Source organism: Shewanella sp. TC10 (genome assembly GCF_009663145.1).
Classification (GTDB): Bacteria; Pseudomonadota; Gammaproteobacteria; order Enterobacterales; family Shewanellaceae; genus Shewanella.
Window position 1 is genome coordinate 47577 of sequence record NZ_VKHR01000022.1, and the last position, 26505, is coordinate 74081.

General features: G+C 39.7%; 21 protein-coding genes and 1 pseudogene. 11 read left to right on the forward strand and 11 right to left on the reverse strand.

Going from position 1 to position 26505, the window contains the following annotated elements; translation table 11 throughout:
* The first annotated feature begins 25 nt into the window (after positions 1-25).
* From FNZ24_RS09695 to FNZ24_RS09710, 4 genes are read left to right on the forward strand one after another with little or no spacing between them, the layout of a single operon-like run.
* Positions 26-421: an STAS domain-containing protein gene (locus tag FNZ24_RS09695; RefSeq protein WP_153914281.1), complete on the forward strand. Its 396-nt coding sequence runs from the start codon at positions 26-28 to the stop codon at positions 419-421.
* A 58-nt stretch (positions 422-479) separates the two neighbouring features.
* A complete protein-coding gene (locus FNZ24_RS09700; protein ID WP_153914282.1) occupies positions 480-1691 on the forward strand; it encodes a polysaccharide biosynthesis/export family protein in 1212 nt (403 codons plus the stop codon).
* 10 nt (positions 1692-1701) lie between these two features.
* Positions 1702-3333 carry a GumC family protein gene (locus tag FNZ24_RS09705; RefSeq protein WP_228768441.1) on the forward strand — a complete coding sequence of 544 codons (1632 nt, stop codon included), beginning with the start codon at positions 1702-1704 and terminating at the stop codon, positions 3331-3333.
* Entirely contained in the window at positions 3273-4556 is a 1284-nt protein-coding gene (locus FNZ24_RS09710; protein ID WP_153914283.1) for an O-antigen ligase domain-containing protein, read from the forward strand. The genes FNZ24_RS09705 and FNZ24_RS09710 overlap by 61 nt, the downstream gene beginning before the upstream one ends.
* A 72-nt stretch (positions 4557-4628) precedes the next feature.
* Here FNZ24_RS09710 and FNZ24_RS09715 read toward each other — a convergent pair whose 3' ends face one another.
* The 4 genes from FNZ24_RS09715 to FNZ24_RS09730 form a co-directional block, all read right to left on the reverse strand.
* On the reverse strand, positions 4629-4919 hold the full coding sequence (locus FNZ24_RS09715) for a putative quinol monooxygenase (protein WP_153914284.1): 291 nt from the start codon (positions 4917-4919) through the stop codon (positions 4629-4631).
* A 111-nt stretch (positions 4920-5030) separates the two neighbouring features.
* Complete coding sequence (locus FNZ24_RS09720) at positions 5031-5687, reverse strand: NAD(P)H-dependent oxidoreductase (protein ID WP_153914285.1); 657 nt, start codon at positions 5685-5687, stop codon at positions 5031-5033.
* Positions 5688-5788: 101 nt separating this feature from the next.
* Positions 5789-6334, reverse strand: coding sequence for a thioredoxin family protein (locus FNZ24_RS09725; RefSeq protein ID WP_153914286.1), 546 nt, complete (start codon positions 6332-6334; stop codon positions 5789-5791).
* Between the two features lie 200 nt (positions 6335-6534).
* On the reverse strand, positions 6535-6900 hold the full coding sequence (locus tag FNZ24_RS09730; protein WP_153914287.1) for a hypothetical protein: 366 nt from the start codon (positions 6898-6900) through the stop codon (positions 6535-6537).
* 497 nt (positions 6901-7397) lie between these two features.
* Between FNZ24_RS09730 and FNZ24_RS09735 the strand changes: the two genes are divergently transcribed.
* The 6 genes from FNZ24_RS09735 (at position 7398) to FNZ24_RS09760 (ending at position 15257) form a co-directional block, all read left to right on the forward strand.
* Positions 7398-8741 carry an oligosaccharide flippase family protein gene (locus FNZ24_RS09735; RefSeq protein ID WP_153914288.1) on the forward strand — a complete coding sequence of 448 codons (1344 nt, stop codon included), beginning with the start codon at positions 7398-7400 and terminating at the stop codon, positions 8739-8741.
* A 10-nt stretch (positions 8742-8751) separates the two neighbouring features.
* Complete coding sequence (locus tag FNZ24_RS09740; protein ID WP_153914289.1) at positions 8752-9810, forward strand: glycosyltransferase family 2 protein; 1059 nt, start codon at positions 8752-8754, stop codon at positions 9808-9810.
* Between the two features lie 267 nt (positions 9811-10077).
* The gene (locus tag FNZ24_RS09745) at positions 10078-12045 is read left to right on the forward strand and encodes a WecB/TagA/CpsF family glycosyltransferase (protein WP_153914290.1); all 1968 of its coding nucleotides are present in this window, start codon (positions 10078-10080) and stop codon (positions 12043-12045) included.
* 8 nt (positions 12046-12053) lie between these two features.
* A complete protein-coding gene (locus tag FNZ24_RS09750; RefSeq protein ID WP_153914291.1) occupies positions 12054-13448 on the forward strand; it encodes a sugar phosphate nucleotidyltransferase in 1395 nt (464 codons plus the stop codon).
* 51 nt (positions 13449-13499) lie between these two features.
* Complete coding sequence (tagD, locus tag FNZ24_RS09755; RefSeq protein ID WP_153914292.1) at positions 13500-13892, forward strand: glycerol-3-phosphate cytidylyltransferase; 393 nt, start codon at positions 13500-13502, stop codon at positions 13890-13892.
* A 114-nt stretch (positions 13893-14006) separates the two neighbouring features.
* A complete protein-coding gene (locus FNZ24_RS09760) occupies positions 14007-15257 on the forward strand; it encodes a CDP-glycerol glycerophosphotransferase family protein (RefSeq protein ID WP_153914293.1) in 1251 nt (416 codons plus the stop codon).
* Between the two features lie 455 nt (positions 15258-15712).
* Here FNZ24_RS09760 and FNZ24_RS09765 read toward each other — a convergent pair whose 3' ends face one another.
* The 5 genes from FNZ24_RS09765 to FNZ24_RS09785 all read right to left on the reverse strand — a co-directional run bounded on the left by FNZ24_RS09765 (position 15713) and on the right by FNZ24_RS09785 (position 24714).
* Positions 15713-16621, reverse strand: a complete 909-nt coding sequence (locus FNZ24_RS09765) for a hypothetical protein (RefSeq protein WP_153914294.1) — start codon at positions 16619-16621, stop codon at positions 15713-15715.
* Between the two features lie 35 nt (positions 16622-16656).
* Positions 16657-17124 carry a ribonuclease E inhibitor RraB gene (locus FNZ24_RS09770; protein ID WP_153914295.1) on the reverse strand — a complete coding sequence of 156 codons (468 nt, stop codon included), beginning with the start codon at positions 17122-17124 and terminating at the stop codon, positions 16657-16659.
* Positions 17125-17707: 583 nt separating this feature from the next.
* Complete coding sequence (locus FNZ24_RS09775) at positions 17708-18040, reverse strand: DUF6966 domain-containing protein (protein WP_153914296.1); 333 nt, start codon at positions 18038-18040, stop codon at positions 17708-17710.
* 1340 nt (positions 18041-19380) lie between these two features.
* Positions 19381-22641, reverse strand: coding sequence for an SNF2-related protein (locus FNZ24_RS09780; protein ID WP_153914297.1), 3261 nt, complete (start codon positions 22639-22641; stop codon positions 19381-19383).
* A 120-nt stretch (positions 22642-22761) separates the two neighbouring features.
* A complete protein-coding gene (locus FNZ24_RS09785; protein ID WP_153914298.1) occupies positions 22762-24714 on the reverse strand; it encodes a monovalent cation:proton antiporter family protein in 1953 nt (650 codons plus the stop codon).
* 190 nt (positions 24715-24904) lie between these two features.
* Between FNZ24_RS09785 and FNZ24_RS09790 the strand changes: the two genes are divergently transcribed.
* Positions 24905-25801, forward strand: coding sequence for a GGDEF domain-containing protein (locus tag FNZ24_RS09790; protein WP_153914299.1), 897 nt, complete (start codon positions 24905-24907; stop codon positions 25799-25801).
* A gap of 56 nt (positions 25802-25857) precedes the next feature.
* Here FNZ24_RS09790 and tilS read toward each other — a convergent pair whose 3' ends face one another.
* Positions 25858-26079, reverse strand: a complete 222-nt coding sequence (gene tilS / locus FNZ24_RS21870) for a tRNA lysidine(34) synthetase TilS (protein ID WP_324187472.1) — start codon at positions 26077-26079, stop codon at positions 25858-25860.
* 189 nt (positions 26080-26268) lie between these two features.
* Positions 26269-26355, reverse strand: a pseudogene (locus FNZ24_RS21875) (TilS substrate-binding domain-containing protein); the annotation flags it as partial.
* Positions 26356-26505 lie beyond the last annotated feature (150 nt).

The following is a 26505-nucleotide window of genomic DNA, read 5'->3' on the forward strand; positions in this document are numbered from 1 at the left end:
CATCATTTCAATCAAGGAGCACGTTATGAAATTTGAATTAAAAGTAGCGCAACATGCAAGTGTAGTCACTCTACCAATCAGAATGTTCATGGCGCACACACCGACATACAGAGCAGCACTTATTGACTATATCGATAGAGGACACACCCGTTTAGTTATCGATATGCAGCACCTTGAATATATTGATTCAAGCGGATTATCAGTATTGATATCAGCACGTAATCAAGCGCTCAATTACCAAGGCAATATTGTCTTACTGTCACCTAGCCCAGCAGTGAGATCACTCATTGAGCTAACACGTTTACATCATATTTTTGAAATTTTTGAAACCGAAAAATTAGCACTCGAATTCTTAAGACACAGCAGCATTGTTGAAGAATCTGATTTTGATAAACGTGTCATCGCCGATTTGGCTAGCTAATTAATAACAAAGCAATTTATTTAAACCGTTCTAAACTCAACGTAAAGGGAATAACGCAATGAAAACGATTAATACATTAATTTCAGTCGCTATGATCGCAAGTTTAACCGCTTGCGTTACCCCTTCGCAGCCAGCGCAGCAAGACGTTTGTGATTTAGAAAATCAACTAACAAGCTGTCATTATTTTGGTCAGCAAACACCTTACAACCGAAAAGTAAGTGCTGTAATGTCAAACCACACAACCTTTCCAACAGCGCCAATATTTGGCAATAAAGAGATGGTTGTAGACACAGAGAATCAAGCTCTATCGTTATCTGTAGGTGACAAAATTTCGGTAAAAATCCTTAATGGTGAAGAATTTAGTAAAGATGTTGAAGTCGATGCCGATGGTAATATTTATCTACCATACTTGCCTACTATTTCAGCAAAAGGATTAACACTTAAACAGCTAAATACTTATATAAACAAATTATTAATAGATGAAAATCTCATGCTTGCTCATGCTGTTCGCATTAGTATTTTACCCATCAGTTGGGCACCAATTGAAATTACCACTTCGGGTGCAGTGTTCGAGCCTGGGCAGCATATGATTAATAAAAAACTACCAATAGAATTAAAAGATGATGGCAGTAACTATGCAGGTGACCAAGCCATTAAACGTAGTATTGGTGCAGCCGTTAAATCGTCGGGCGGAATTAGACCAGATGCAGATATCTCTGCAATAAAAGTCATCCGTAATGGACAGGTTTTCAATATGGATTTACGTGGTATGCTAACTGGTGAGAAAGTACCCAGCATGACATTAATGGCTGGGGATCATGTCCATGTTCCATCAACACATTCTTTTAATGATCAACTCGCTAGACCATCGCAATTGACAGCACCAGGGATCAGGGTATTTATGTCAAACTTAACACAGCCAGCAAGCTCAAATAGTCAATCAGCCGTCGACCGTGAGGCAACTCGTTTCCCATACGGTACACGTTTATTGAATGGAGCTATCGCAGCAAACTGTGTCGGTGGTGCTCAATCTACTAATGCGAGCCGTTACGTCATACTTGTCACTAAAAACCCACTTTCAAATGAAATTGATATTGTAGAACGCTCAATTGATGGGTTAATCCAAAGTGCATGGAACGACCAATCTAACCCAGTGTTATTACCAGGCGATGGATTAGCTTGTTATGACTCTCGCGTTACCAATATGCGTGAAATAGCCAGAACCGTAACAGAATTAGTGGTACCAACTACCCTTATCGGGTGGTTGTAAGGAGCCAGCAATGAGCCGAATTCATGATGAAGAAAAGACTCAGAACAGCACGGAAAGCCAAGCTAACGAAAGCCAAGCTAAAAATCCGGCGATTGAAAAAGCCATTGCTGACAGTCAAACAAATGCTCAATCTAAAAATAGTAAAATGAGCCCAAATGACACCGAAGAGCAAGACAGCGCTGAAGAAAGCTACAAAGTCGATAACAGCGAAGAACACAGCAGTTTTTCTGAATTAGCTTATTTATATTGGATAAAACGTGCCACATTAGAAGGCAGCAAACTCACACCAAAACGTCGTAAACGTCTTTACCTTAAAACAGCCTTTGGCGCATTACTGATAATTTGGCTTTTAGCTGGCTTATTTATCGTACTTGCGCCAACAAAATATGTGAGTAAGTGGGTGTTAATTTTACCTGGTGCTGCAGCTGGTTCTTCACTAAGCCTAGATAGTTTAGGCCAAGCCACTACATCAAGCATTTCGCCTTATATGAGCTCAGCAATCGATCCTCGACAAAATTACAAAGCACTTTCAATGAGCACTTTATTGATGGAAAGTGCGGCGCATTATCTGGATTTACCCAAATCAGCAATAAGTAAGCCCAAGCTAAAATTACCCAGTCAAACAGGGTTAATGGAGTTCAGCGTCAAAGCTGCGACGCCGGAAGCAGCACAAGAACAAGCCTGGGCTATGTATCGTTCATTACAAAATATTCTCAACGATCTTCGAGCTGACGAAATTGGCTTGCGTGAGGTTGGCATTAAAAAAGGATTGGCTGGTTATTCTAGACGAGTCAAAGAAACCCAGAAACAGTTACTGGATTTCCAATCTGAACGTGGGCTAGTCACGCTGGATCAATTCAAGGAACTTGCGGTAACAATTGAACGCCTAAGACACAGCAAAGTCACTATGCTAGCTGAACTAGAAGGATTAAACGCAAGTTATTTCCTTTATGAAAACCACCTTGGGCTTACAGATGCCCAAGCGGCAATGTTGCTTAAACTAAACAATGACAAACTGTTTCAACAATTAGTTGAAAAACATAATACTGCCAATACGGTTTATATTGAAAATGCAGGCCGATTAGGTGCTCGTCACCCGGTATTAGTTTCTCTAAAAGCTGAGTTAGACAGTATTTTAGATAGCATGAAAAAACGTTTTAATGTGGTGATTGGTTTTCAAGATGAAAAGTTATTGATGATGCTAACCCTTGACGATGTTGATGGTCGAGCTGAAATGATGCAAGAGTTCATTACTATCGCCTCTAACCGTAAAGCAGCGCAATCTGAAGTCGACACATTATCAACCCAAATAAACCAATGGGAACAACGTTTACAATACAGCAATGATGATGCAGCTAAACTTGCCGACTTGCAAAGAGAGCATCAATTAGCGACTGCGGTATTAACTTCTGCAATGGCCAAAATGGATGTAGGTAAGTCCGATATTTATACCGCCTACCCAATGCTGCAATTATTATCTGCACCCAGCTTGCCATCTGCACCCGACAAGCTAGCCGTTTTACTGATTGCGTTCGGTGGATTGTGCGCCTCATTCATGTCACTAGTAGGATTAAGCATTTTATGGATTCGCAAACCATTACTGCGGAAAATGTTGACGAAAAAATCATCTACAACTGCATAAGTTTTAGTTACTTATTTTGGTTGTTAGGTGCGTTATATGTCATTGCACCAGTGATTGCTTGGATTCTATTTTTACGCTTAATTTATAAAAAGCTCGCCCGCCAGCCGGTGTCGCGCATCAGCATTACCCATTATGTTTGGGTTTTAGGCATGTGGGTCATGTTAATTGCGTTGGTCGTCGGCCATCTGCAATTTGGCCTTGGCACAGGCAAGCTCATCAAATCCTCTATCGGTTGGGCTAAAGGCTGGGCATTACTGGCAATATTTCCCCTTATTGGTTGTCTGAGTATCAGACCTGAAATCATTTATCGCGCCAGTTGCCATGTATGTAAACACACAGTAATTCTATTTCCCGTGTTTTTAATAGCTTGGAAAGCTGGGTTACCCAGTACTTTATATGTTTCACCACTCAGTATTATTGGTGGACCAGGCCCTGAGTTTTTCAGCGTGAGTTTATACGAAATAGATCCCGGTAGCGGCGTGCCCCGCTGGCGCTTATTCACTCCATGGGCACCGGCTTTAGGCATGTTAGGTAATTTATATTTTATTTTTGCCTTACAAGAGAAAAACCAAAAATGGAAACGATGGGGTCTTGCTGGCAGCCTACTCATGATTTTAATATCGCAATCACGCTTGGCTATTGCATGTTATTTGGCCTTAATAGGTTTCTTTTCTACACTGCGCTTTGTGCGTTCGCCTTGGTTATATCTACTGCTCACTCCTGTCATGTTATTTGTCGGCGTTATTGGTGAAGCGACCATCACAAAAATTGAGCAAAGTATTTCAGCAGTAAAAGCGGCGCGTGCAGGTTCCACTCGTGTAAGACAATCATTAGCGGACATCGCTGTTGAGAGGTGGATGAACGAAGCCGTTTATTTCGGTCATGGTATTGTCGAACGTGGGCCTCACATGGTGGAATATATGCCAATTGGCTCACATCACACATGGTACGGATTACTGTTTGTCAAAGGACTTGTTGGGGCAATAGCGTTAGCCATTCCTATGTTAGTGACTTTCTTCGTTCTATTAAGCAAGTTATTCAGTAACCCATTAGCAAAAGTCGGCATGGCAATTTTACTGATGCTTGGTTTATACACCTTTGGTGAGAACTTAGAAATTTTGGCTTACTTGTTTTGGCCTGGTTTGATTGTACTAGGCATGGCATTAAAGGCAGAAGAGCCGGAAGTGGTATTTAATAAAGCTAAAGCGCTTGATGAGGTTTAACTCGATGGCAATCGCGAAACAAAAGAAGCTACCCTCAGGGTAGCTTCTTTTTAATATAAATGAGCAATGATTTTAAACTACTGGCTGCATTTCATTAAGAATAAACTGCTCTACAGCACCTTCTGTGGCTTTGGCATAAGCAGCGATATGACTATTCTCCATATGGGCTCGCCATAACTCACGAGACTGCCAGTTCTCATAAAACATAAAGTGAGCTGGGTTATCATTATCTTGATGCAAATCGTAATTGATGCAGCCTCGCTCTACGCGAGTTGGATCAATTAACTTTATAAGCTCGGCTTTTACTAATTCGATTTTGTCCGCTTTAGCAATGATATTAGCAACGATGGTCAATTGGCTCATTTATAATCCTGTTCACTCATGTTGATGATACTTAAAGGCGCCAAATCAAATCAACGACCTAAAACGTCTTTTCCTATGCTGTGTTAAAGCAATAATCTAACATCTGTTTTATTAAAGAATGGTCAGAACTTGCTCTTTCGATAAACGAGATTTAGGTAAGTTTGCATTATAATCTTCAGAGCTGTGATGGTAGCCAATCGCTAATGCCACTTCACATTTGAATCCGCCTAACTCTTCAGCAAAGATTTCACCAATTAATTCGCTATCAACGCCTTCCATCGTCGTTGAATCGATACCAAGACGCGCTAAAACATGCAGAGTGTTACCTAGTGCTAAGTATGTTTGCGACTTAGTCCAAGCAGCATTATCGCCTTGTTCATCGGTATTTAAATCAACAAAAGCGAAAGCTCCAAATGCAGCTTCTCTGTCTTCAGCTTTAGTGCGTTTGTCTTCAATCCCCTTATCTACCACTTTGGCATAATCATCTCGGTTATAATTTGAATTATGAGCAAATAAAATAACCTGTGAACAAGCTTTTATATGGGGTTGATTAAACTGGAAATTATTGGCGAATGTATCATGCATTCGCTGTTTTGCTGCATCACTTTCAATCACAATAAACTTCCAAGGTTGTGAGTTTATTGATGATGCCGATAATCTCATTGCTTCATACAGGACTTCGAGATCTTCTGCTGAGACTCGTTTATTTGGATCGTAACGCTTAGTTGTGTAGCGACCATTTAAATCTGAAATAACTGGATGGGTCATGCTCTACTCCATGTGAAACTTGGTGTTTGGTTTGTATTTTAATTGCTAGTGTTTAGATATAAGCATATGAAAAATAATCTTTTAGATGCAGCACTATTTATTTATCGCCACTTGATTGAGCATCCCATACTGGCAGACTGTTGCTGGGGTCCTTTGCCTGTTTCAGCTATCATTTTCATGGCATTGAGCAACTCAGGTGTGCGACTACTGTCATCTGCCATTTTGGCATCATCTAATCTGCCTCGATATTGCAATTCGCCGTCTTTATTAAAACCAAAAAAATCTGGAGTACAAACAGCATCATAAAGTTTGCCAACACTTTGTTGTTCATCCACTAAGTAAGGAAATTCAAAGCTGTACTCTTTGATAAAAGCTTTCATATTTTCAGGTGAATCGGCAGGAACGGCTTGATAATCATTAGACATCACAGCTAACACATTTATGCCCTGCGACATTAATAGCTTAGTGTCCTCAGCAAGGCGATGACCAATACGTTTTACATAAGGGCAATGATTACAAATAAACATCACCAATAGCCCTTTATTGCCAAGGTGTTGGCTCATGGTAAATGATTCGCCAAATGGGTCTTTCAAAGTAAATTCGGGGGCTTTCCAGCCAAAATCACAAATAGGGGTATCAAGTAACACTACATCATCTCCTAAACTTAAATGTCTGCTGAGCTTGGTTTAAATGTACGGCCTAAGTGCTAAGTTTTAGCTCTAAGCGAAAAGCTTAAAAAACCTTATTAAACAGTATTATTGTAAATTAGCCTGTTAACTATGTCGGGTAAACAGCTTAAAGATTGAAAGAGATTCTTATTATTTTTGATAATCACATGACGCAGCTATTAATAGCTTGTCTCTATTTGAGATTTTATATACTCACACCACATTGGAGTATCTCTTGGCGGTACTTCAGATTGTCCCCGAACACCTAACTTAAATTCAATAACCGACTGCCATTCTTCTGAACCTATATCAGGTCCATGTCCTTGGCCGTCACCAGAGGAAATTAGGCGCTCAATTTCAGAAAAATATGTCATATCACACTTTATATTAGGGCTAGCCATTGGCTTGTTAGTATCTGTTTTCTTTGTATCGCTCACTTGTGCGAGGTCTTCTTGAGTTGAGTTAACGGGTTGCTCACTGCATCCAGTTAGTATCGTTAAGGCCAAAATCAACAAGGACAAAACCGTTATATTAAGACTTTTCATATCACCTCTGTAATCAAATCGCTTATCACTTCGCTTATAGCGAATAAACTTATCAAACCTTTCTTGTTTCAATATTAATCTAATTTCTGGTTACTTTTAGTGACTTCTCGTTACTAAAGCTTTCGTGACTGAAGCTTCTGTTACTAAAACTTCTGTGATTGAAGTTTTGTTGCTATAGCTTTTGTGGCTGGAACTTTTGTAGCTGAAACTTTTGTAGCTAGCACTTTCGTGAAGATATTTCTATAAAGAAAGCCTTCATAAATATTTTATTAACCCTCAAATAAATACCGCTAACGATTGGTTTTAACTCGATTGCAATCTGCAAAACAACTATCCCAAATTGCTAAACACAGTTTAGAGCAATTTACAAAAACACAAAATAATCAAACAAAACAAACACTTAAATTTTGGCACGATAACTGTAATACCTATGTATCGACGCAACTTGCTTTCAGTTTCAATCAGCAATTTGCAATTCATATATAAAGGTAGCGGTTATGCAAAACATCACCAAGCTTCAAGTTGAACAGAAGCCATCGCTGAATCAAAAGCTATCGCTTAATGAGATGCTAAGTCATGGCATTCGTTCATTAGGTAAAAACCTTTTGTGGTTAGCGAGCGCACAGTTCAGTGGTCGAGTGGTGAGATTAGGCGCAAGTGTTATTACCGCACGTTTACTTACTCCTGAGATATTCGGTCAAGTTGCCATAGTGCTAACTTTGTTCGAACTAATCTGTACTCCAACAAGACGTATCACCTCAGCGGCGTTAATTCGCATGAATGATGCTGAATTTACCGATAATTTAGCCAGCGCCAATACCATCAACTTTGCATCTTGTATTAGTGCATTCGTATTAATGAGCTTAATCAGCTTGCCGTTAGCTTATTACTATCAAGATACCCAATTAATACTGCCTATACTGTTTGTTGCCAGTAGTTACTTATTGCTTCCATTTGGCATGTTGTACGCCACGGTTAATTTACGTAATAACAATATGCGTAAAGTGGCAAGTGCAAACCTTTGGCAAACAGTCGGTGACGGCGTGTTAACCGCAATATTGGCCCTAAGCGGGTTTGGTATTTGGGCAATCATAATCCCTAAAGTGGTCATGGTGTTTGTGTGGATTGTTATCCATAAAAAATCAACTCCGTTACCAGCTTTTACCCAAGCGGTTTCGTTAGAACGCATTAAATCATTACTCACCTTTAGTGTTCCAGTTAGCTTAAGCGACTTAATCAACACCTTAAGACAGAGTATTGATTACCTAGTCATTGGTTACTTCATGGGTGTTGAAGCATTAGGTGTTTACTTCTTTGCTTACAATGTGAGTTTAGGGGTGAGTTTAGGCTTGGTTCAAAGCTTTGGCACCGCTTTTTACTCACACCTTTGCAGTAATAAAGATGAAGCAAACAGCCAAGCAACAATTCAATCAGCACAGCAAAAGTATCGCAATAGCGTTATTGCGATTACAGCAATCGCTGCGCCAATCATCATCTTACAAACCAGCTTAGCGCCACTGTATGTTCCATTTGTCTACGGTGAGCAATGGTTAAGCACTGATGCAATATCGGTTTTCGTTTACTTATGTTTAAGCGGCTTAGTTCGTCCAATGGCAGAGGCTGCAAGTCAGTCACTACTCGCTAATGGACATAGTCGTTTGAACTTCAATTTAAATATCGCCATCACCGCATTGCTAACTCTGGTAATCAGCATTGCAAGTCAGTTCGACTTAACCACAGTCGCATTGAGTGTGATGGTCACTTATTTAATCACTATGCCTTGGCTTTGCTGGTACAGCAGCCGCATCTCATTTAATCGATCAACTGTTAAACACAGTTAAGGAAAACATTATGACTCCAAGAATCTCTGTAGTAATGCCTGTATATAACGTTGAGAAGTTTGTTAAAGCGGCAATCGAGTCTGTACTACACCAGACATTTGATAACTTTGAATTACTGATTATCGATGATCGAGGTGATGATCGCAGTATTCAGATTTGTAAGCAGTTTATTGGCGACCCACGAGTTCATATTATTCGTCACGCTAAAAATAAAGGCTTAGCCGCTGCGCGTAATACCGGTATCCGTCATGCATTAGGAGAGTTTGTTGCTTTTATCGATTCAGACGATTTATGGCACTCAGAAAAGCTAGCTCGCCATGTAGAGCACTTAGATAGTGACAGCCAAATTGGTTTAAGCTTTTCTCGTTCAAGCTTTATCGATTACGACGGTAAATTTATTGATTTTTATCAAATGCCTAAACTAAATGATATCGATGCAGCTCACTTACTTTGTCGTAACCCTGTTGGCAACGGTAGCGCTCCAGTTATTCGTCGCAGCACATTAAATGACATCCGATACCAATCAATGAGCACAGCTGAACGCTATAGCTGCTATTTCGATGAAACTTTCCGTCAATCGGAAGACATTGAATGTTGGTTACGCATTGCAGCTACCACATCTTGGAAAATCGAAGGTTTACCTGAGCCTTTAACCTATTACCGCTTAAATCATGGTGGTTTATCTGCAAACTTGATGAAGCAGTATGCTTCATGGGAAAAGATGATTGAAAAAGCTCGTGATTTTGCCCCTACATTACTCGCACGTCATGAAAAAGCAGCTAGAGCGTACCAATTACGCTACCTTTCAAGACAAGCGATTCGTTTAGGTGATGGTAAAGCAGCGGTTGAATTAGTGAACAAAGCAATTTCTACTTCACCAAGCATTTTACAGGCTGAAACAGGCCGTACATTGACTACTTTAATTGCAGCATATGCACAATGGGTCATGCCAGCTTGGGGTTATATCGTTATCGAGGGAGTGGGACAAAAATGCATTAGCATCATGCAAAAAATGCGCATATCCCGCGACGGTGTCACCAGCGATTTCATGCAAGATAACAAACTTTAACTCCTCATAAGCACTCTTATTGGATTTACAGAGGCTTGGTATTTATTAACACAAAATCCAAAGAGCATTAAATGAAAACTACTTCCCTGTTCTGGCTTTGCAGTATCGTTCGCATTCTGCAAGGTCAGCTTTTTATCTGCGATAAACTTAAAACAACCTCTCCCCGAAATACAACAAAAATCATATAAAACATAACCTTAAAAAATTGGAACGTTTCGTGCTTTAACAAGGTATCAGACTAATAAAATCGTCCTTGTGAGGCAAAACATGAAAACAAGCCAAATTAGTAATACTCACGATCACACTCCACTTTCTATCATAATGTTTGATTGGATTATCGCGTTTTATGTGATGGCTTTAGCAAGTCCAATTCTAATGTTTAAAGTCATTACATTAGCCTGTTCAAAACATTCTATTTTCGAAACCCTCTACATTCATGTAGGCGATAAAGAAGTGGAGATTCGCCTTTTCTCTCAAGGACGCTTTAAGGCGTTACCTTTGTTTTATAGTGTCCTAAAAGGCGATATCGGTTTATTAGGAAGTGCATTTGAATATGCGGTATTTGATGCGACTCAAAATAATAGCCGACCAGGAATATTATCTGTTGAACAGATGCAACGTCGTATGGGGATTCAACATGTAAAGGTAACTTCAGATAAGCCAACAAATTTGATGAGTTACATTGCCAACATTGTTAAATGTCTATTCAGTAAGCTGGTCGTTGTCTCTACTCAATTGAATTACCCGACTCAATTTAACTTGTTAGGGGTCAATATTGATAACAACACCATGAGCGAAAGTGTTGATTTGTTAATCCGTTCATCTCTGTCAGCGACCACCAAACAGTTTGCCTTTGTGAATGCTGATTGCCTTAACCTTGCTGCAACCAATAACAATTATCGCAATACCGTCAATCAGTGTGACCAAGTGTTTGCAGATGGTAGCGGAATACGTATCGCCTGTCAGTTACATCATATTGGTCTTAAAGATAATGTGAACGGCACTGATATGTTACCTCTGCTGTGTGAGCAAGCTGCAGCCCAAGGTATTAGCTTATTTTTCTTAGGCGGTAAACAAGGCACTTCAGACCAGGCCGCTGCAAATCTTATTAAGCAATTTCCGACCCTTAATATTGTCGGTTGTCATCACGGTTTTTTAAACCAAGATAATGAACAACAAGTGATTGAGCAAATCAACCAATCCGGAGCTCAGATTTTGCTAGTTGGTATGGGCGCCCCAAAACAAGACCAATGGATAAATGATCATAAAGCAGAACTAAATGTAGGCGTAGCGGTTGGTGTCGGTGGATTGTTTGATTTCTTTGCTAATAACGTCTCAAGAGCACCTGTTGCCGTTAGACAGGTCGGTATGGAATGGGTATGGAGACTAGCCCAAGAACCTAAAAGAATGTGGAAACGTTACGTTGTGGGTAATCCGTTATTCCTTGCCCGTGTGTTGAAGCAAAAACGTTCAAGTAATATGCCTGTGCACTCTGCGAATACAAGCAGGGCTAATACAAGCAGCGCTAATTCAAACCACTCTGCTACAAGCAAACAGCCACAGCCGATGTTATCGGGGTTAGGCCAAACCAACACACAGAATAAACGTCGTTGGTATTTCTTTGGCATCAAATGTGGTCAATTCGCAAAACGCACATTTGATATTGTCGCCGCTAGCATTTTGCTAATTCTACTAGCACCACTATTCGCATTTACAGCCTTGAGTATTCGTATTGAATCAAAAGGAGCCATCTTTTTCTCACAAACTCGTAGCGGCCTAAATAACCAACCTTTTACCATGTGGAAGTTTCGCTCAATGTATATCGATGCTGAAGCAAGACTTGAAAAAATAAAACAAAACAATGAGATGCAAGGTGGCGTGTTATTTAAAATGAAAAAAGATCCTCGCATTACTAGCGTAGGAAAACTCATCCGTAAAGCTTCAATCGATGAATTGCCACAACTTTGGAACGTATTAATGGGTGATATGTCACTAGTTGGCCCAAGACCTGCACTACCTAGTGAAGTAAGCCAATATCAGTTAAGTGACCGTCGCAGATTGGGAGTTAAACCTGGTATTACTTGTATTTGGCAAGTAAGCGGACGTTCAGATATTCCTTTTGATAAGCAGGTAGAGCTAGACATTGATTATATCTACCAGCAATCACTTAAAGAAGATATCGCTCTGTTATTGAAAACTATTCCAGCAGTACTTTTGGCGCGTGGCGCCTACTAGGAGATGTTATGCAGGCTATCGTATTTGCAAATAGAAACGGAAATGAACTAGCTCCTCTAAATCAACACTATTGCCCTGCTTTATTGCCTGTGGCTAATAAAGCACTCGTTGAATATACCTTAGAGGATTTAGCTGCAGCAGGCATCACTGACGTAAAAATGGTTATCAGTCATGAAGCCCAAAAGATTGAGTCTCAAATTGGCAATGGCGAGCAATGGGGCTTAACCCTTGACTACTTTTTAAGTAAACCAGAAGAGCAAGTTGATAGCGTTCTGTCACGTATGAATATTGATAAAACCGTACAAGCATTAGTTGTTCGTGGCGATATATTACGTAGCCCTTGTCTAGCTCGTTTCATTGAGTTTTCACGCTTAATGCCATCGAAATTTGTCCACGCCAAAATGGACCAACGTAACCCTGCCATGATGATGCTGCCAGCAGGTTGGAAGCATAACCAGTTATTAAACTGGCCGTTAGAAACCACAGACGTTGACCATAACAACAGCGTTGCTCAGGTTATTCATGGTGAATGCTTCTACATTGATAGCTTAGCCGCATATGTAAAAGCATCTGACTATGTCATCAACAGCCAAGATTTCTGTGTAAAAGGCCGCGCAATCAATACCAAAAACCCACAACAAAATTTAGTGGTGGAAGCGCAATGTCAGTTACCAGATTTATCTGAAACCCAGGCATTTGGTGCTATTGGAGAGTTCACTAAAGTATCAAATAAAGCGCAGTTAGCTCAGGGAATTGTGGTTGGAGAATATTGCTTCATTGAAGACAGTCAAATCCAAGACAGTATTATTTTACCTAATACTTACGTGGGGCCGCAGTTAAGCGTCGAAAATAAAATTATCTCTCAAGATTTAATCATCGACCCACAAACCAACAGCTGGAGCAAAGTTGAAGATCAAAACTTAATTGCCAAATCGACCCAAGAAACGAGCAATTACAACGGGGTTTTTCAACGCGCAATATTACTTATGTTGTACGTATTGTTGTCACCACTGTTGCTGAGCCTTTTCCTAGGTTCGTTAATCCTCAAGCCACGCAAACCTATTGTGTCTGAAACAGTGATTAATAATAACAAACAACCCGTTAAAGCTCACAAGTTCAATATAAGTAATCCAAGCTTTGCCCTGCTACCGCAAGTTTGGTTAGTGGTAAAAGGCGATTTACAGCTATTTGGTGCGTCGACCCAGTATCAAAGCAAACAAGATGGCTCAACCACTTATGGAGTTTATGGGCCCGTACAACTTAATTTTAATAAAGATACCCCAATTGAAGAAGTCCAAATGGTGGAAATGGAGTTTGAGCACTCTAAAAAGCCAATGTATTTAATCAATATGCTTCAACATCAATTTGATAAAACCAATACCACTGTTGAGATTAAAAGCTAACACAAACAATGAAATCATCGTCAAAACTTAGCTTCATCAAGGAGAATTATTATGAAAACGATTATTACTTATGGCACTTTTGATTTATTTCACTTTGGTCACGTTAGATTGCTCGAGCGTCTTAGCAAAATGTGCGATCAGTTAATTGTCGGTGTATCTACTGACGAATTTAACGCCCTTAAAGGTAAAGCAGCATTCTTTAGCTATGAACAACGAAGTGAAATTATCGCTGCTTGTAAATATGTCACTAAAGTCATCCCTGAACAAAATTGGCAGCAAAAATCTGCAGATATTGAGCAATATGATGTCGATGTATTTGCTATTGGTGATGATTGGGAAGGTCAATTTGACCATCTAAATAGTCAATGTGAAGTATTGTATCTAACCAGAACAGATGACATCTCAACCACTGAAATTAAAAATAACCTTGCAGTAGGTGTTTAGCAGTTTGATTTGAGCTTTATTTATTTTGGCTCTTTGACCAAAGCTGGTCGCGTAAGTAAAAAATCATGCTATCTTTGTATTTAAAGGATTTTTTTATTGTCACGGAGGCGATACATGAGCCAATTCATTTTTAATTGCATTAAATTTGTAGTGACTCAGAGCCTGTATTTTATTGCAGGTTTTAGCCCTCGCTCCCGTAAAGCTGTAATGGGGTGTTATAAAAACAAATTTGCCGATAACAGTAAGTATCTATTTTTACATTGGCAACGAGCGATGACCATAAGGGCCATTTGGGTAAGTGGCGATAAAGACGTCGTTAAAACATTAAATCTGCAAGGGTTTGAAGCTTATTATCGCTGGAGTTTAAAAGGCATTTATCACGCTTTAACGGCTAAATATTATGTATATAACAGCTATATTGGTGACGTTAATCAATATTTTGCTCGCGGCGCTATCAAAATTAACCTGTGGCATGGCTCGCCACTGAAAAGAATCGAATATGATATTAACAACGGCCCACTTCTTAAGGTATATCACCCAAAAACACTTAGGGATAAATTTGTTTCTAGCACCCAATTTCATCAACAAAAAATTCGCCCAGATCATATGGTTGCGCCAAGTGATCTCGTCGCTCAGTTATTTGCTGGGGCGTTCAGAATTAACCCGCAACAGATGATATTAAGTGGTAACCCACGTACAGATTACTTCAAGCGTTATCCGCAGCAATCAAACAGTATTAAAAACGATTTAAAGCTATCGCTCATCGATGAATTGAAACAAATCAATCAAGTAAAGCAAGTTATACTGTACGCCCCTTCTTGGCGTGATAACTCAGCCTTGGCTAAAACCAGCAAGTCCGTTGGTAGTAATCAGTACTCCACAGCAATTGATTTTAAAGCTCTGTCAGCATCCTTAGTCAAAAATCAGCAACTCTTTTTACTGAGATTACACCCTAATGAAGCAGAGCTAGCTCAAGCGATGGTGAACCACCCTAACATACTGAATATTTCAGACTGGCAAGACACCTACGAAATCATCAATGACATTGATTTACTTATTACTGATTATTCATCGTTATACATAGATATGCTGCAAACCAAAGCTGATATTGTGTTCTTTCAGTTCGACCAGCAAGAATATCAATCCGATAGCAGACAATGTTATCCCTATGCAGATAACCTGCCCATGGCAGGAGAAGTGCTAACAGAGTACCACCAGCTGGCAGATTATCTTGAAAATCTGAGTCAAAACCCGAATATCATTTCTTTAGCAAATAAAAAAAATAGAGCTGAGTTAGCACAGCTCTATTGGCAATATCAACATAATGAATGCTTCAAACAATTAGATAAACTCGTCAGCGCATAAGCTCACAGCGTCACAGCGTTACAGCGTTACAGCGTTACAGCGTTACAGCGTTACAGCGTTACAGCGTTACAGCGTTACAGCGTTACAGCGTTACAGCGTTACAGCGTTACAGCGTTACAGCGTTACAGCGTTACAGCGTTACAGCGTTACAGCAATAATAAAGTACATCTCACTATTAATTTGCTCGAAAGTTAGAAAGCCCAACACAGACAAGGGCTTCGGGTTGTGGTTCGACAGTCTTACTTTTACAAAAATAGCTAACTTTTTTAAAATAACGAACTGTTAGGTTTTGGTGAAAGTGACAAAAACTCTACTGGGCAGTGTTAATGCGAACTAAGCCAGTTAGCCCCAATAGTGCTGAAACACATTTGGACAGGAATGAGCTTGTAACGCCCCAATAAGAGACTAAAAATTGTTTGCTAAAATGTTTGAGGAACGAAAACAGCAAACTGTTTTTAGCCCTGCTTAATTGGCTTGTTAGCCGTTTTTATTTGCAAGAGAAAATCTAAAAAGTGTTGCCTATTTTTTTGAAAAGCACCATCCATCCCTAAATACACCACCAGTAGTGATCCATTTGTTGACGGTAAAAATGTAACTTCTTTATGAAGCAAAGCCTCGTCATCATAAAGATATAAACTTTCAAGCTTTTTAACCCCTAATGTTTTTGATTCAATTTTAGAGTCAATTCCCAATTGAGATAACCAATAATTATTAAAACTTTCAGTTTCGTTCGATGAAGTATAAGCCAACATCAGTGTTGACTGAGAACGACCTGCTTTAGTGTTATCCTTAACGGCACCAGTTGAGATAGTTAATAATTGTGTTTCCATTCCATTAGTAGCTTTAAACTCACCAATTGCGCCTATCATAAAATAATATGGAAATGTTGTAGACCAATTTCCTTTTTTAGATTCTATTCTGAACATGTCATTGATAGCTGAAACCTTTATCCCATCACTGATTTTCATTATTTCAGGCATTGGCTCCATTTTATCTCTCTTAACTTGATTGTAAAATAGGTGCGTACCATAAGCACCAAGCCTTTCACTCCAAGAAAGTAACGTACTCAAAACCAGATCCTTTTCTTTTGGGAGAATAATTCCATCTTTATTATTTAACTCTGATACATACGAACTTAGTAAATAATACAAATGCTCTCTGGGCCCTTTCATGGTCTGAGAATCTAGTTTTGAATAGTTAGAGTTCAGCCAGTTATTGAATGCAGTTGAGTCCACAATGACTTTGGCATAGTCAAATACAGGTTCAGAAAGAGGTGCTTTAGAATAACCATCCATTGGGTTGTAATCATCTGCATAATTACTAAATGAAATTAATGTAAATAATAATACTAATAAATATTTCAAAGTGCTTCCCTGTTCGATAAACGGCTAACGCCTAACTAATGGGCGTAAGATACTTGGCTAAAATTAGCGACGATGGAGCGTAAGCCAAGCGTTTTACGTCCTTTTGAGTTACTTGTTATATTCGCTTTCAAAGCCCGAACCATCGCTTTTCCCGCCGTTTTTATGGCTACCTCAGCAAAAGTGGTTTCAACGTGAGTGATGTTCTCATGCGTTGGTTCCATATTGACGGAAACATATACATCAAAGCCTTTTGAAACTTCATTAGTGTAAATTGCAACTTTAATATTGTCATTTGAATGGTCAACTTCATACGCCATTTTTACAGCCGACTCTTCATCTTTGAATAGGTGAAAAAAGTCGATTTCATATACTCGATTTAGGTTAACACCACGTTCGAGCATGCTTTGTAATACTTGACCATTTTCATCATTTGGGTACTGCATTTCTTTTCCTTGCGCAGTAAAAGATAGTACTAAGAAAATAACTAAATAAATCGAACGCATAACCGATCTTCCCTGCGAATATAACGCCCTGTTAATGGGCAAATTATTGTTGGCTAAAATAAGCGACGCAGGAGCAAAAGCCAACTGTAATTTGTCCTGTTGAACAGCTTGTTATATTTTATTGGCGACTCGGTGAAACACATACCAGTAGGCACAAGAAATAGACAATGATAAATACGATATAAATATCCACGTTTTAAATACCGGTACCAGAACAGCTGAAACCAATGTAGCCAATATTACTGCAATAATGAGTGTATTAACCAAAGTGAATTGATCAAAATACTTTAACACTAGTACCGAACTGGAACCGAAAAATATAGTTATAGGGTAAGCAATATATAAACCTAACACTATAAAAAATGTTAAGCCCTCGAACCATTTCGCATTATGATTATCACTGAATAGGAAGGCTATTAACATAAAGACTAAAATAGCAGGGATTATAGCTAAAGGTGCTATCAAACTTGCTGCGATATTTTTTCGAGTCGTAGAGCTAAACGTTTTCATAAAATATAACGCCCAAATAACAGGCTTAAAATAGTTTGCTAATATGTTGAGGAACGAAAACAGCAAACTGTTTTTAGTCCCGCTTGATTGGCTTGTTAGTTGCCTTTTGCACCGACTTAGAGAATGAATAAAGCTCGCCTAGTAAATGCATATATTTTTTATTTAATTCATCAGCATCAGGTTTCCAACAGAACTCACCTTTAGCATTGGTAGTTTGACCTAAAACTAAGTCATTTAAACTGCCCATACCGCCACTACCAGACATTATAATGTTGGCACAGTTTAAGTATTCACAAGAATCAAATGCAGATAAGGCTCTCTTGAAGTGCTTTATCCACCAATCTGATTTTTCATCTTCCAATAACGCGATCATATCTGTTATTTGGACTCGACTATTTTCGTACATGCTACCCCTAGGCAACTAACAGCTTATTAGCGAGAATTCCGATAAACACCCTAGGTCACTTACCAAAAATCAACCACTTTTTAGCTTAATTCGTTAATAATTTTAACAACTTAACAGCCATAATAATTTAAATCAATCGACTAAATAGTGGATAAAACCGAGAATTGAGATAACCGAGAATTACCTTGGGTCGTTATGTAAATTTTTTAAGAATAAAATAGATATTTTTCAATGATATAAATTTTTTCAGTTTGTAAACCGAGAATTTTTGCTTTTACATAACGAGAAGCAAATGCTGTCAATTGCTGCGTTTTAATTATAACTGTATATATATACAGCTATAATTGAAACGCTAACAAACTTTGGGACAAAAACGTTTTAAGGCCACCAATTCTATATTTCATTTATATTGGCTCAATTACTTAAGACCATCACTTCAATCTAATCCACTGCCTGCCGCAGGGACGTTCAGGATGAACGGAATGTCGTGATCACATGGAAGTAAAAAAAGGCTTACTCTGATTGCACATATAAAGGTCGTGGCGCTTCGCCCCTTCTTTAGTAAAGAGCAGAGCAAGAGGGGAAACAGCAGCAATCCCCCTCTTGCATCACCCTTGCCGCTCCCACGAAATAATCTGAAAAACGATTATTCCAATGGAGATATATTCAGCTTTATACTTTATTTTTAGCCTGCTTCAGCAAACTTCAAAAATCACTAACGCTTTCAATAGGGCGTCCCTTCCCCTCGAAAGCTAGCTGGAATCTTAAGTGCAGGATGCACTAAATGCCTTGAAGCACATGGATGTGCGAGAAAGGCCATGGCCAGACTCACGTAATTTTCTCGATTGCATCAATTCAAGTGAAGCATTCAAGCCTTTAAAGGATTTTTTAATGTAGCAATGACAAATGAACCTGCGGGCTCAATGGCCTCCGTTGGAAGTGTCCGAATGCGTTGAGCTAATTTTCGTGATGGAGGCAGGACGCCGACATAGCCTCAGTTGAGCCATGGATGGCGAGTCTGAGGCGGTAGCAAATTCGCTCTATAGCATGAGGAAAAACACTTCGTCGGAGCGGCAAGGGATATCGAAAAGGGAAATGCTGTTGTTTCCCTTTCGTCGGGTGTGGGCGAAGCGCCACGACTTTGATTTAGATTTAGATTTAGACTTAGATTTAAATTAAGATTCTATTCAAATATATAAATCATTAGCTAACGAAAGCGGCTAAAAAATCTTGGGGCATAAACGTCTTGCCCCTACCTCATTTCGACCAGCAAAAATGCCAGAAACTACCAATAATCGCCATAGTGAATACACGACAACAGTGAAACAGGTCATAGCTTACTAACGCAATAATGACAATAAATCTTCAGCATTTCCTTGCCACTGACTTTTAGCGCTACCCGCTAAAATGCTGTCAGCTAAGCTTTGTTTATGTTGCTGCATTTCTTGAATTTTCTCTTCCACTGTTCCTTGGGCAATCAACTTATAAACAAACACCGGATTTAGCTGCCCTATGCGGTGCGCTCTATCAGTTGCCTGCTTTTCAGCAGCTGGATTCCACCAAGGGTCGAAATGAATCACAGTATCTGCAGCGGTTAAGTTAAGCCCTGTTCCGCCCGCTTTTAAACTAATCAAAAACACCGGGACTTCACCTTCTTGGAATGCATCAATTTCAACCTGACGATTACGGGTTTGGCCAGTGAGCTTACTGTAACTAATCCCCATATCGATAAACTCTTGCTCGATAAGTGCCAGCATGCCAGTAAACTGACTAAATATTAGTATCTTACGACCCTCTTCCACCATTTCAGGCACATTTTCAGTTAGCCATGTTAGTTTGGCATTATTTTCCACATACTGGGCCTGTTCAAGCTTCACTAAGCGTGGATCACAACATGCTTGGCGCAGTTTAAGCAGTGCATCTAAAAATTCAATATGACTACTTGAAACACCTTGCTTAGCAAACAGTTCACGAAGCTTTTTCTCCATCACTAATCGAATGCTTTCGTATAGATTACGCTGATCTTTTTCAAGCTCTAGGGTCTGAACGATAATGGTTTTTTCAGGTAGTTCCGACATCACTTCAATTTTAGTTCGGCGCAATAAAAATGGTGCGATACGGTTAAGCAATATCGCTGACTTTTCTGTGTCAGCTTGCTTTTCAATCGGGCCTCTAAACTCTTTATTGAAATAAGCATGTTGGCCTAACAGTCCTGGTAAACAAAAATCCATCAAAGACTTAAGTTCGCCTAAATGATTCTCCAACGGCGTACCCGAAAGGCATAATCTGAATTGGCCTTTAAAGGTTTTCAGTGCTTGAGTCACTTTAGCTTGGGCATTTTTAATTTGCTGAGCCTCGTCCAAAATGATGTGTTCAAAGCTGTATTCACTGTAAACAATCTCATCGCGCAAAATCAGCGGATAAGTGGTTACGATGACATCAAAGTCTTCAATTTGATCGAGTAAGGCTTGGCGCTTATTACCATGAACCACCAGCACTTTTAAGTCAGGGGTAAATTTTTGCGCTTCTTTATACCAGTTGCCCACCAAACTGGTTGGACAAACAATGAGGCTGGGTCTGGTTTTTCCTGAAGTTGCTCTTGCAGCACTGTTTAACGTAGAAGTTGCTGCCGCCGCTTTCATTTGTTTTGCTTTAAGTAAGAATGCCAATGTTTGCAGGGTTTTACCTAAGCCCATATCATCAGCCAGAATACCGCCTAATTGGTATTCTTTTAAAAAACAAAGCCAATCGTAACCTTGCTTTTGATAGTCTCGTAAAGTGGCATTTAAGCCAGTAGGTAATTCTACAGGTTGAATGCCTTTAAACTCTGACAATTTAGTCGCAAGGTGTCTTACCCGTTCACCGTTTAATAAACGAATATCGCTTTCAGATAACTCATTAAGTAAATCAGCACGATTTCGTGGCACTTCTAATAAGTCGCCGCCACCTCGCTGAAACAACTCCTGAATCACCGAAATTAACGGTTTAATGGTTTTAGCTTTAATTTTAACAAAGCGACCGTTAGGTCCTGGAAGAATAAGCTCTTGCTCATCATCAGGCTCACCATTTTGTTGTAACCAGCGCGCCACCAAGCTTAATAACGGTACGCTTTGCCCTTCAATATCGGCATTAAGCGACAATGAAAACCAGCCACTATCTTCATCGTCATCTAAGTCAACTTCGATGTCCGCTTCGATAATGTTTAAATCAAACTCAGGAGCAAACTCAACTTCATAACCTAAGTCTTCAAGGGTCATGATGCCAAACGTGGTTAATTGCGCCCATTCATTGACCATTTCAGGCATCAAACCAAGGCTGTAGTAACTCACGGCGTTATTGGTATAAGTAAGCAAACCATTATCAATGGCTTGAAGTTGCAAGCTTTGTAAGCATTCAATAGCTTGTGCTTCACTGTCTAATTCGCGGTGAATTTGATACTGAATTTTACCCTGTTTGATTAAGCTGATTTTCTCACGGCTTACCTTACCTGGAATCGTAATATCACCATAAGCAAACTCTAGCTGTAACACGGGCTGAATGACGTTACTGTCGTTAAGCTGCACCATAGTAAAAGTTAATTTAACCTTCAGCGGATCTTCAATTTCATAAAATTCAATTTCGCTGGGCACAGGCACACTTTTGGGTGAAAAGTGACGCAGCATTTTATCGCTAATACTGTCTACTTTATCCAGTGGCACTGGTGGCATTTGCTGAAGTAACTTGAGTTTTTCAACGGTTAAATCTGTTGCTACTGCACCTATTTTTAAATAATCCAAATCGACAAACATAGGTGGGCAAGTAGCGATAAACTCCCAGTTATCAAGCTCTGGCATGCTCATACTAATTTGAGTATGACGAGCATCGGTTTCTTGCCACATGAAATCTGGCGCCACTGGCGTAGTGATGGTGAGCGGAGTGCGGCTTTCTTCCCAAAAGCAGGTGCCAAGTTCGAGCATTTTGTTTAATGCCAGCGCGCAAATTTCACCTTCTAAATAGATTTTTGATGCGCTTTTAGACGAGGATAATAACAGGCTGATAATTTGACTATCTTCAGGGTTAATCCACCAAGGAAGATGATACTTAACATCGTTTAAAGCAACTTTGCTGCCCTTGTTATATTGACCTTTCTTATTCAGTTTGCTGCGTTTGAAATCAACAAAAATGCCATGATGGTCACTGGATAAAGAGAAGATGATACGATCTTTTTCTTCATCCTCTTCTTCGACTGGATTAATAAGATCTTGTTTTTCTAACTGCATTAACCACTGACTTAAGCGTTGCTCTTCCACTGGTTTTTTATCGATTAAGGCGAGCAGAGCAGCGGCAACATGCTTACAGTTGGTACCTACAGGACAGGAGCAATGAGATTTCATTACTATTTTATGGTTAACGTTAACCAAGGTAATATCTTGGCGATAAGGCTCAATAGCAGAGCCCACCACATAAGATTCGATATTATGATTTTCTTGGCTTGCATGTACTTCAAGTACACGCCCTTCAATTAGGTAGTTCTGCGCTTTTTGCAGCTGAACAGATGAAAATAACTTAGTAATAAGATCTAAGCTAATTTTAATTGGAAGATTAAATAATTTGGCCGACATGCACTATTCCATACAAGCTGTAGCAAGAAAAATTGGCTACACAACAACGAACGTAACCATCCATTGTATGGAAGAAGATGGCAAAATTCTACTGTAATTGGCCATCTTCAAAAAAAACCATCACCCTTGTAATAAATACTCTTCAGCGCTTTCAATTTCGCGGGGTTTTCCGACTAACATAATAATGTCTTTTCGTTGGAACACCCACTCTTTTGGCGGTGGGCTTAACTCCTCCCCTTTGCGCCTAACCGCTCGAATTTCAACCCCTAACTCTGACCATGGAATTGCAGTTAATGTTTTGCCCACGGCGTTTGAGCCAGTATCAAGTGATACAGCATGCAATAATTCAAGGGTGAAATCTGTTTCAGCACCAGTAAAGAAGCCGTGTAAATATTGGTAATGATTGCGTCTTTCAGATTCAAGACGTTTAATAATCCGTGGCAAAGGCACTCCGCACTTATAGAGCACTTGCGAGACAAGCATCAAGCTTCCTTCCAGTTTTTCAGGAATAACTTGAGTGGCTCCCATTTCTTTAAGGCTATCGAGTTCTGCATCATCGGTAGTACGTACAAGGATTTTAGTCTCTGGTGCAAGTTTACGAGATAAAGCTAAACAGTCTTCGACCTGTCTTGACTCACCAAAGGTGATGACCACCATACTGGCGCGGCGAATACCTATTTGTTTTAGTAAGCCCATTTTACATGCATCACCAAAGAATACCGGCTCACCTGCTATTTTGGCTTCCGATACACGCTTAGGGTCTAAATCTAACACCACAAAAGGCACGGCTTCTGTTTTTAAAAATCGAGCAATAGTTTGACCTACACGCCCGTAACCAAGAATCAGTACCAAATCACCATCTTCAGGGGGCGGCAATGTAAATTCATCTTCAAGTTGTGATTTTTTCGAAGTCTTGCCTTCAATTTTTTGAGCTATTTCAATGCTATTTCTTACCAGCCATGGGGCTATAGACATAGAAAGCACCGCAACCATCACGAATATGGTACTCATTTGTGTTTCAAGTAATTCGTAATTCACCGCCAATGCCAACACGACAAAACTAAATTCACCCACTTGTGCGAGACTAATCGCTGTACTTAACGCAACCTTAAATTGCTCGCCACCTAATTTGAGAATACCAAACACAACTATTGTTTTCGTCAGCAATACAGCAACGAGGATCAGTAAGATTTGCCACCAAAATTCAGCCACTATCGAGAAATCGAGCAACATGCCAATTGAGATAAAAAACAATCCCATTAGCAAGTCGCGAAACGGCCTTATATCAGCTTCAAGTTGTCTTCGGTATTGGCTTTCACCCAAGAGCATACCGGCAATAAATGCCCCTAATGCCATTGATAAACCAAGCCACTGGGTGAATGCTCCAGTAACCAACACCACTACTAGTGTCGAAAGTACAAATAATTCGTTAGAGCGAGAGCGAGCAACTTCATCAAAAATGCGCGGTAATATCCATTTGCCAAAAGACATTAACGCAATAAAAGCGAGGATCCCGGTTAACATTCCCCACGCAATATCGAGAAAGCCCATAGGCTCACCATTGGCGGATAACAAGGGCAATATAATTAATAAAGGCACGACGGCAATGTCTTGAAATAGCAATACACTGACTGATAACTCACCGTGTCGCCTTCGCATCCAGCCTTGCTCATTGACAAGTTTAAGCACAATTGCAGTTGAAGATAGTGCTACAGCAGAGCCAATCACCACAGCTGCAATCATATTTTGGCCAAATAGTAAGGCAACTAAACCGGCAATAAGTGCCGTAAAGGTGACTTGTGCGCTGCCTAAACCAAATACTGTCCGGCGCATTGACCAAAGCTTAGGTACGGAAAACTCAAGCCCTAAACTGAACATCAGCAATACCACCCCAAGTTCAGCCACTGAGTGCATTTGCTGTTGGGTGAACCAATGAAAACCACTAGGGCCACTGACAACACCTGTCAGTAAATAAGCTAAAATGGGCGGCAATCCAAATCGTCGAAGTATAGAGATTGCCACAATAGCAATCACCAACATTGAGAGAATATGGATGAAAATGCTGTGCTCCATAAATACGTGTTCTCCGAGTCAAAAAACCAACGATTAAAGAAACAGTCTATTAACAAAGTTTATCTTTAACAATAACCATCTGAAAATAAGCGATAAAAAAAGTTCGGCATGTTTTTTGCTTTAATTTAATACAATTCAATAACAAACATCTCGTTATTGTGCGAAAGAATTATTAAATGAGGTAAACCAGATGGATTACGCAATAGCTTCACAGCCATATCCTGAACAAAATTGGAATAAATCAGCACCTTATGAGAATGAGCAAGCTGATAGCCAACAAAATACTTTGGTTAACATTCTTCAGCAAATGCATTCGAGTTTAGATCCAAGAACGGTATTTGCCAGCTTCGGCAAAACACTTGGCCAATTGTTGCCGATACAAGGAATTCAGCTAAATCACCAATTGAAACTCAATTGGGGACGGTGCCATGGTTTAAACCAGCAGCGCGTCATTAGTGGCTTTGGCGAACCTTATAGCATTAAGTATTTTCTTAATGCACCGCTGACACCTAATCAGTTATTACAACTAAACGAGCTTGAAACCTTATTCTGCCAGCCATTTTTTAATGCTATTAAATTCGATCAAATGTCTACTCAAGCTATGTTCGATGCATTGACGGGTTTGGGAAATCGTTATTACTATCGTCAAAGTATTAAAAATGCCTTAGCTAGATCAAATCGCAAGCAAGGTGATATCTCACTATTAGTATTAGATTTAGACAACTTCAAAGGTCTAAATGATAAACATGGTCATAAGCTCGGTGACACCATTTTGTCTGAGTTTGCTGAATTGATAAATGAAGCGATTCGTAATACCGACCAAGCTTTCCGTATTGGTGGCGATGAATTTATAATTATAGCTCAAGGAAATGAACTCGAAATGACACCTTTATGTCAGCGGATAATCAAGTCAATGGCTGAACACCCGTTAATGAGTGCATTTAAGGTGCAATGTAGTTTAGGCGTTGCAGACTCTGCGATAACACAGGCTCAAGATAAGCTATATGAACGTGCTGACAATGCATTGTATGCAGCTAAAGCCTCAGGTCGAAATTGCTTTAAATTGAGCAGTGAAATAGCTTCTTAGGCTTATAAAGTCAGTTTTAAGCAAAATCGTAAAGGCTCTGTATAGCCGGAAAGATTTTATATTTTAAATCCAAATTCTTGGTCTTGGGCTAGGAAACGTTTATCTACCCAAAGCCCCAACGCTGCGACTAGATTATCATTATAAAAAACCAAAGGGATTTGATTTCTCAGCCAAGGAGGCACGGCAAGCTCTTGCCATATTTTTTTAAGTTCACGCCCTTTATCTCTAAAATGAGGCTGACAACGAGTACTCCCCTTCGCGCCAAAAACAACGGCCACTTTATCAATATTAGGCAAGCGTAATCTAACCCCATCGTGACTCAATTTTACTTGGTACTCTTGAACGTTAAGACTTTTAGCCCCTTCAGAACCACTTGCTATAATGAAAGCAGATAACTCATCAATCGTTTTAGCCTGTTGTGCTTTTAAGCAACTCTCGTTAGCGACAGGGACAATATACGCATGCCCTGCAAAGCGCTTTATCGAATAATCACCGCAGTGGACATCAACTTTAGCGTCGTCTGCAGCATTCAGCACTTGCTCAAGAATTTGTTCGAGTTGAGACTGCGGTGATTATTCGATAAAGCGCTTTGCAGGGCATGCGTATATTGTCCCTGTCGCTAACGAGAGTTGCTTAAAAGCACAACAGGCTAAAACGATTGATGAGTTATCTGCTTTCATTATAGCAAGTGGTTCTGAGAKCGG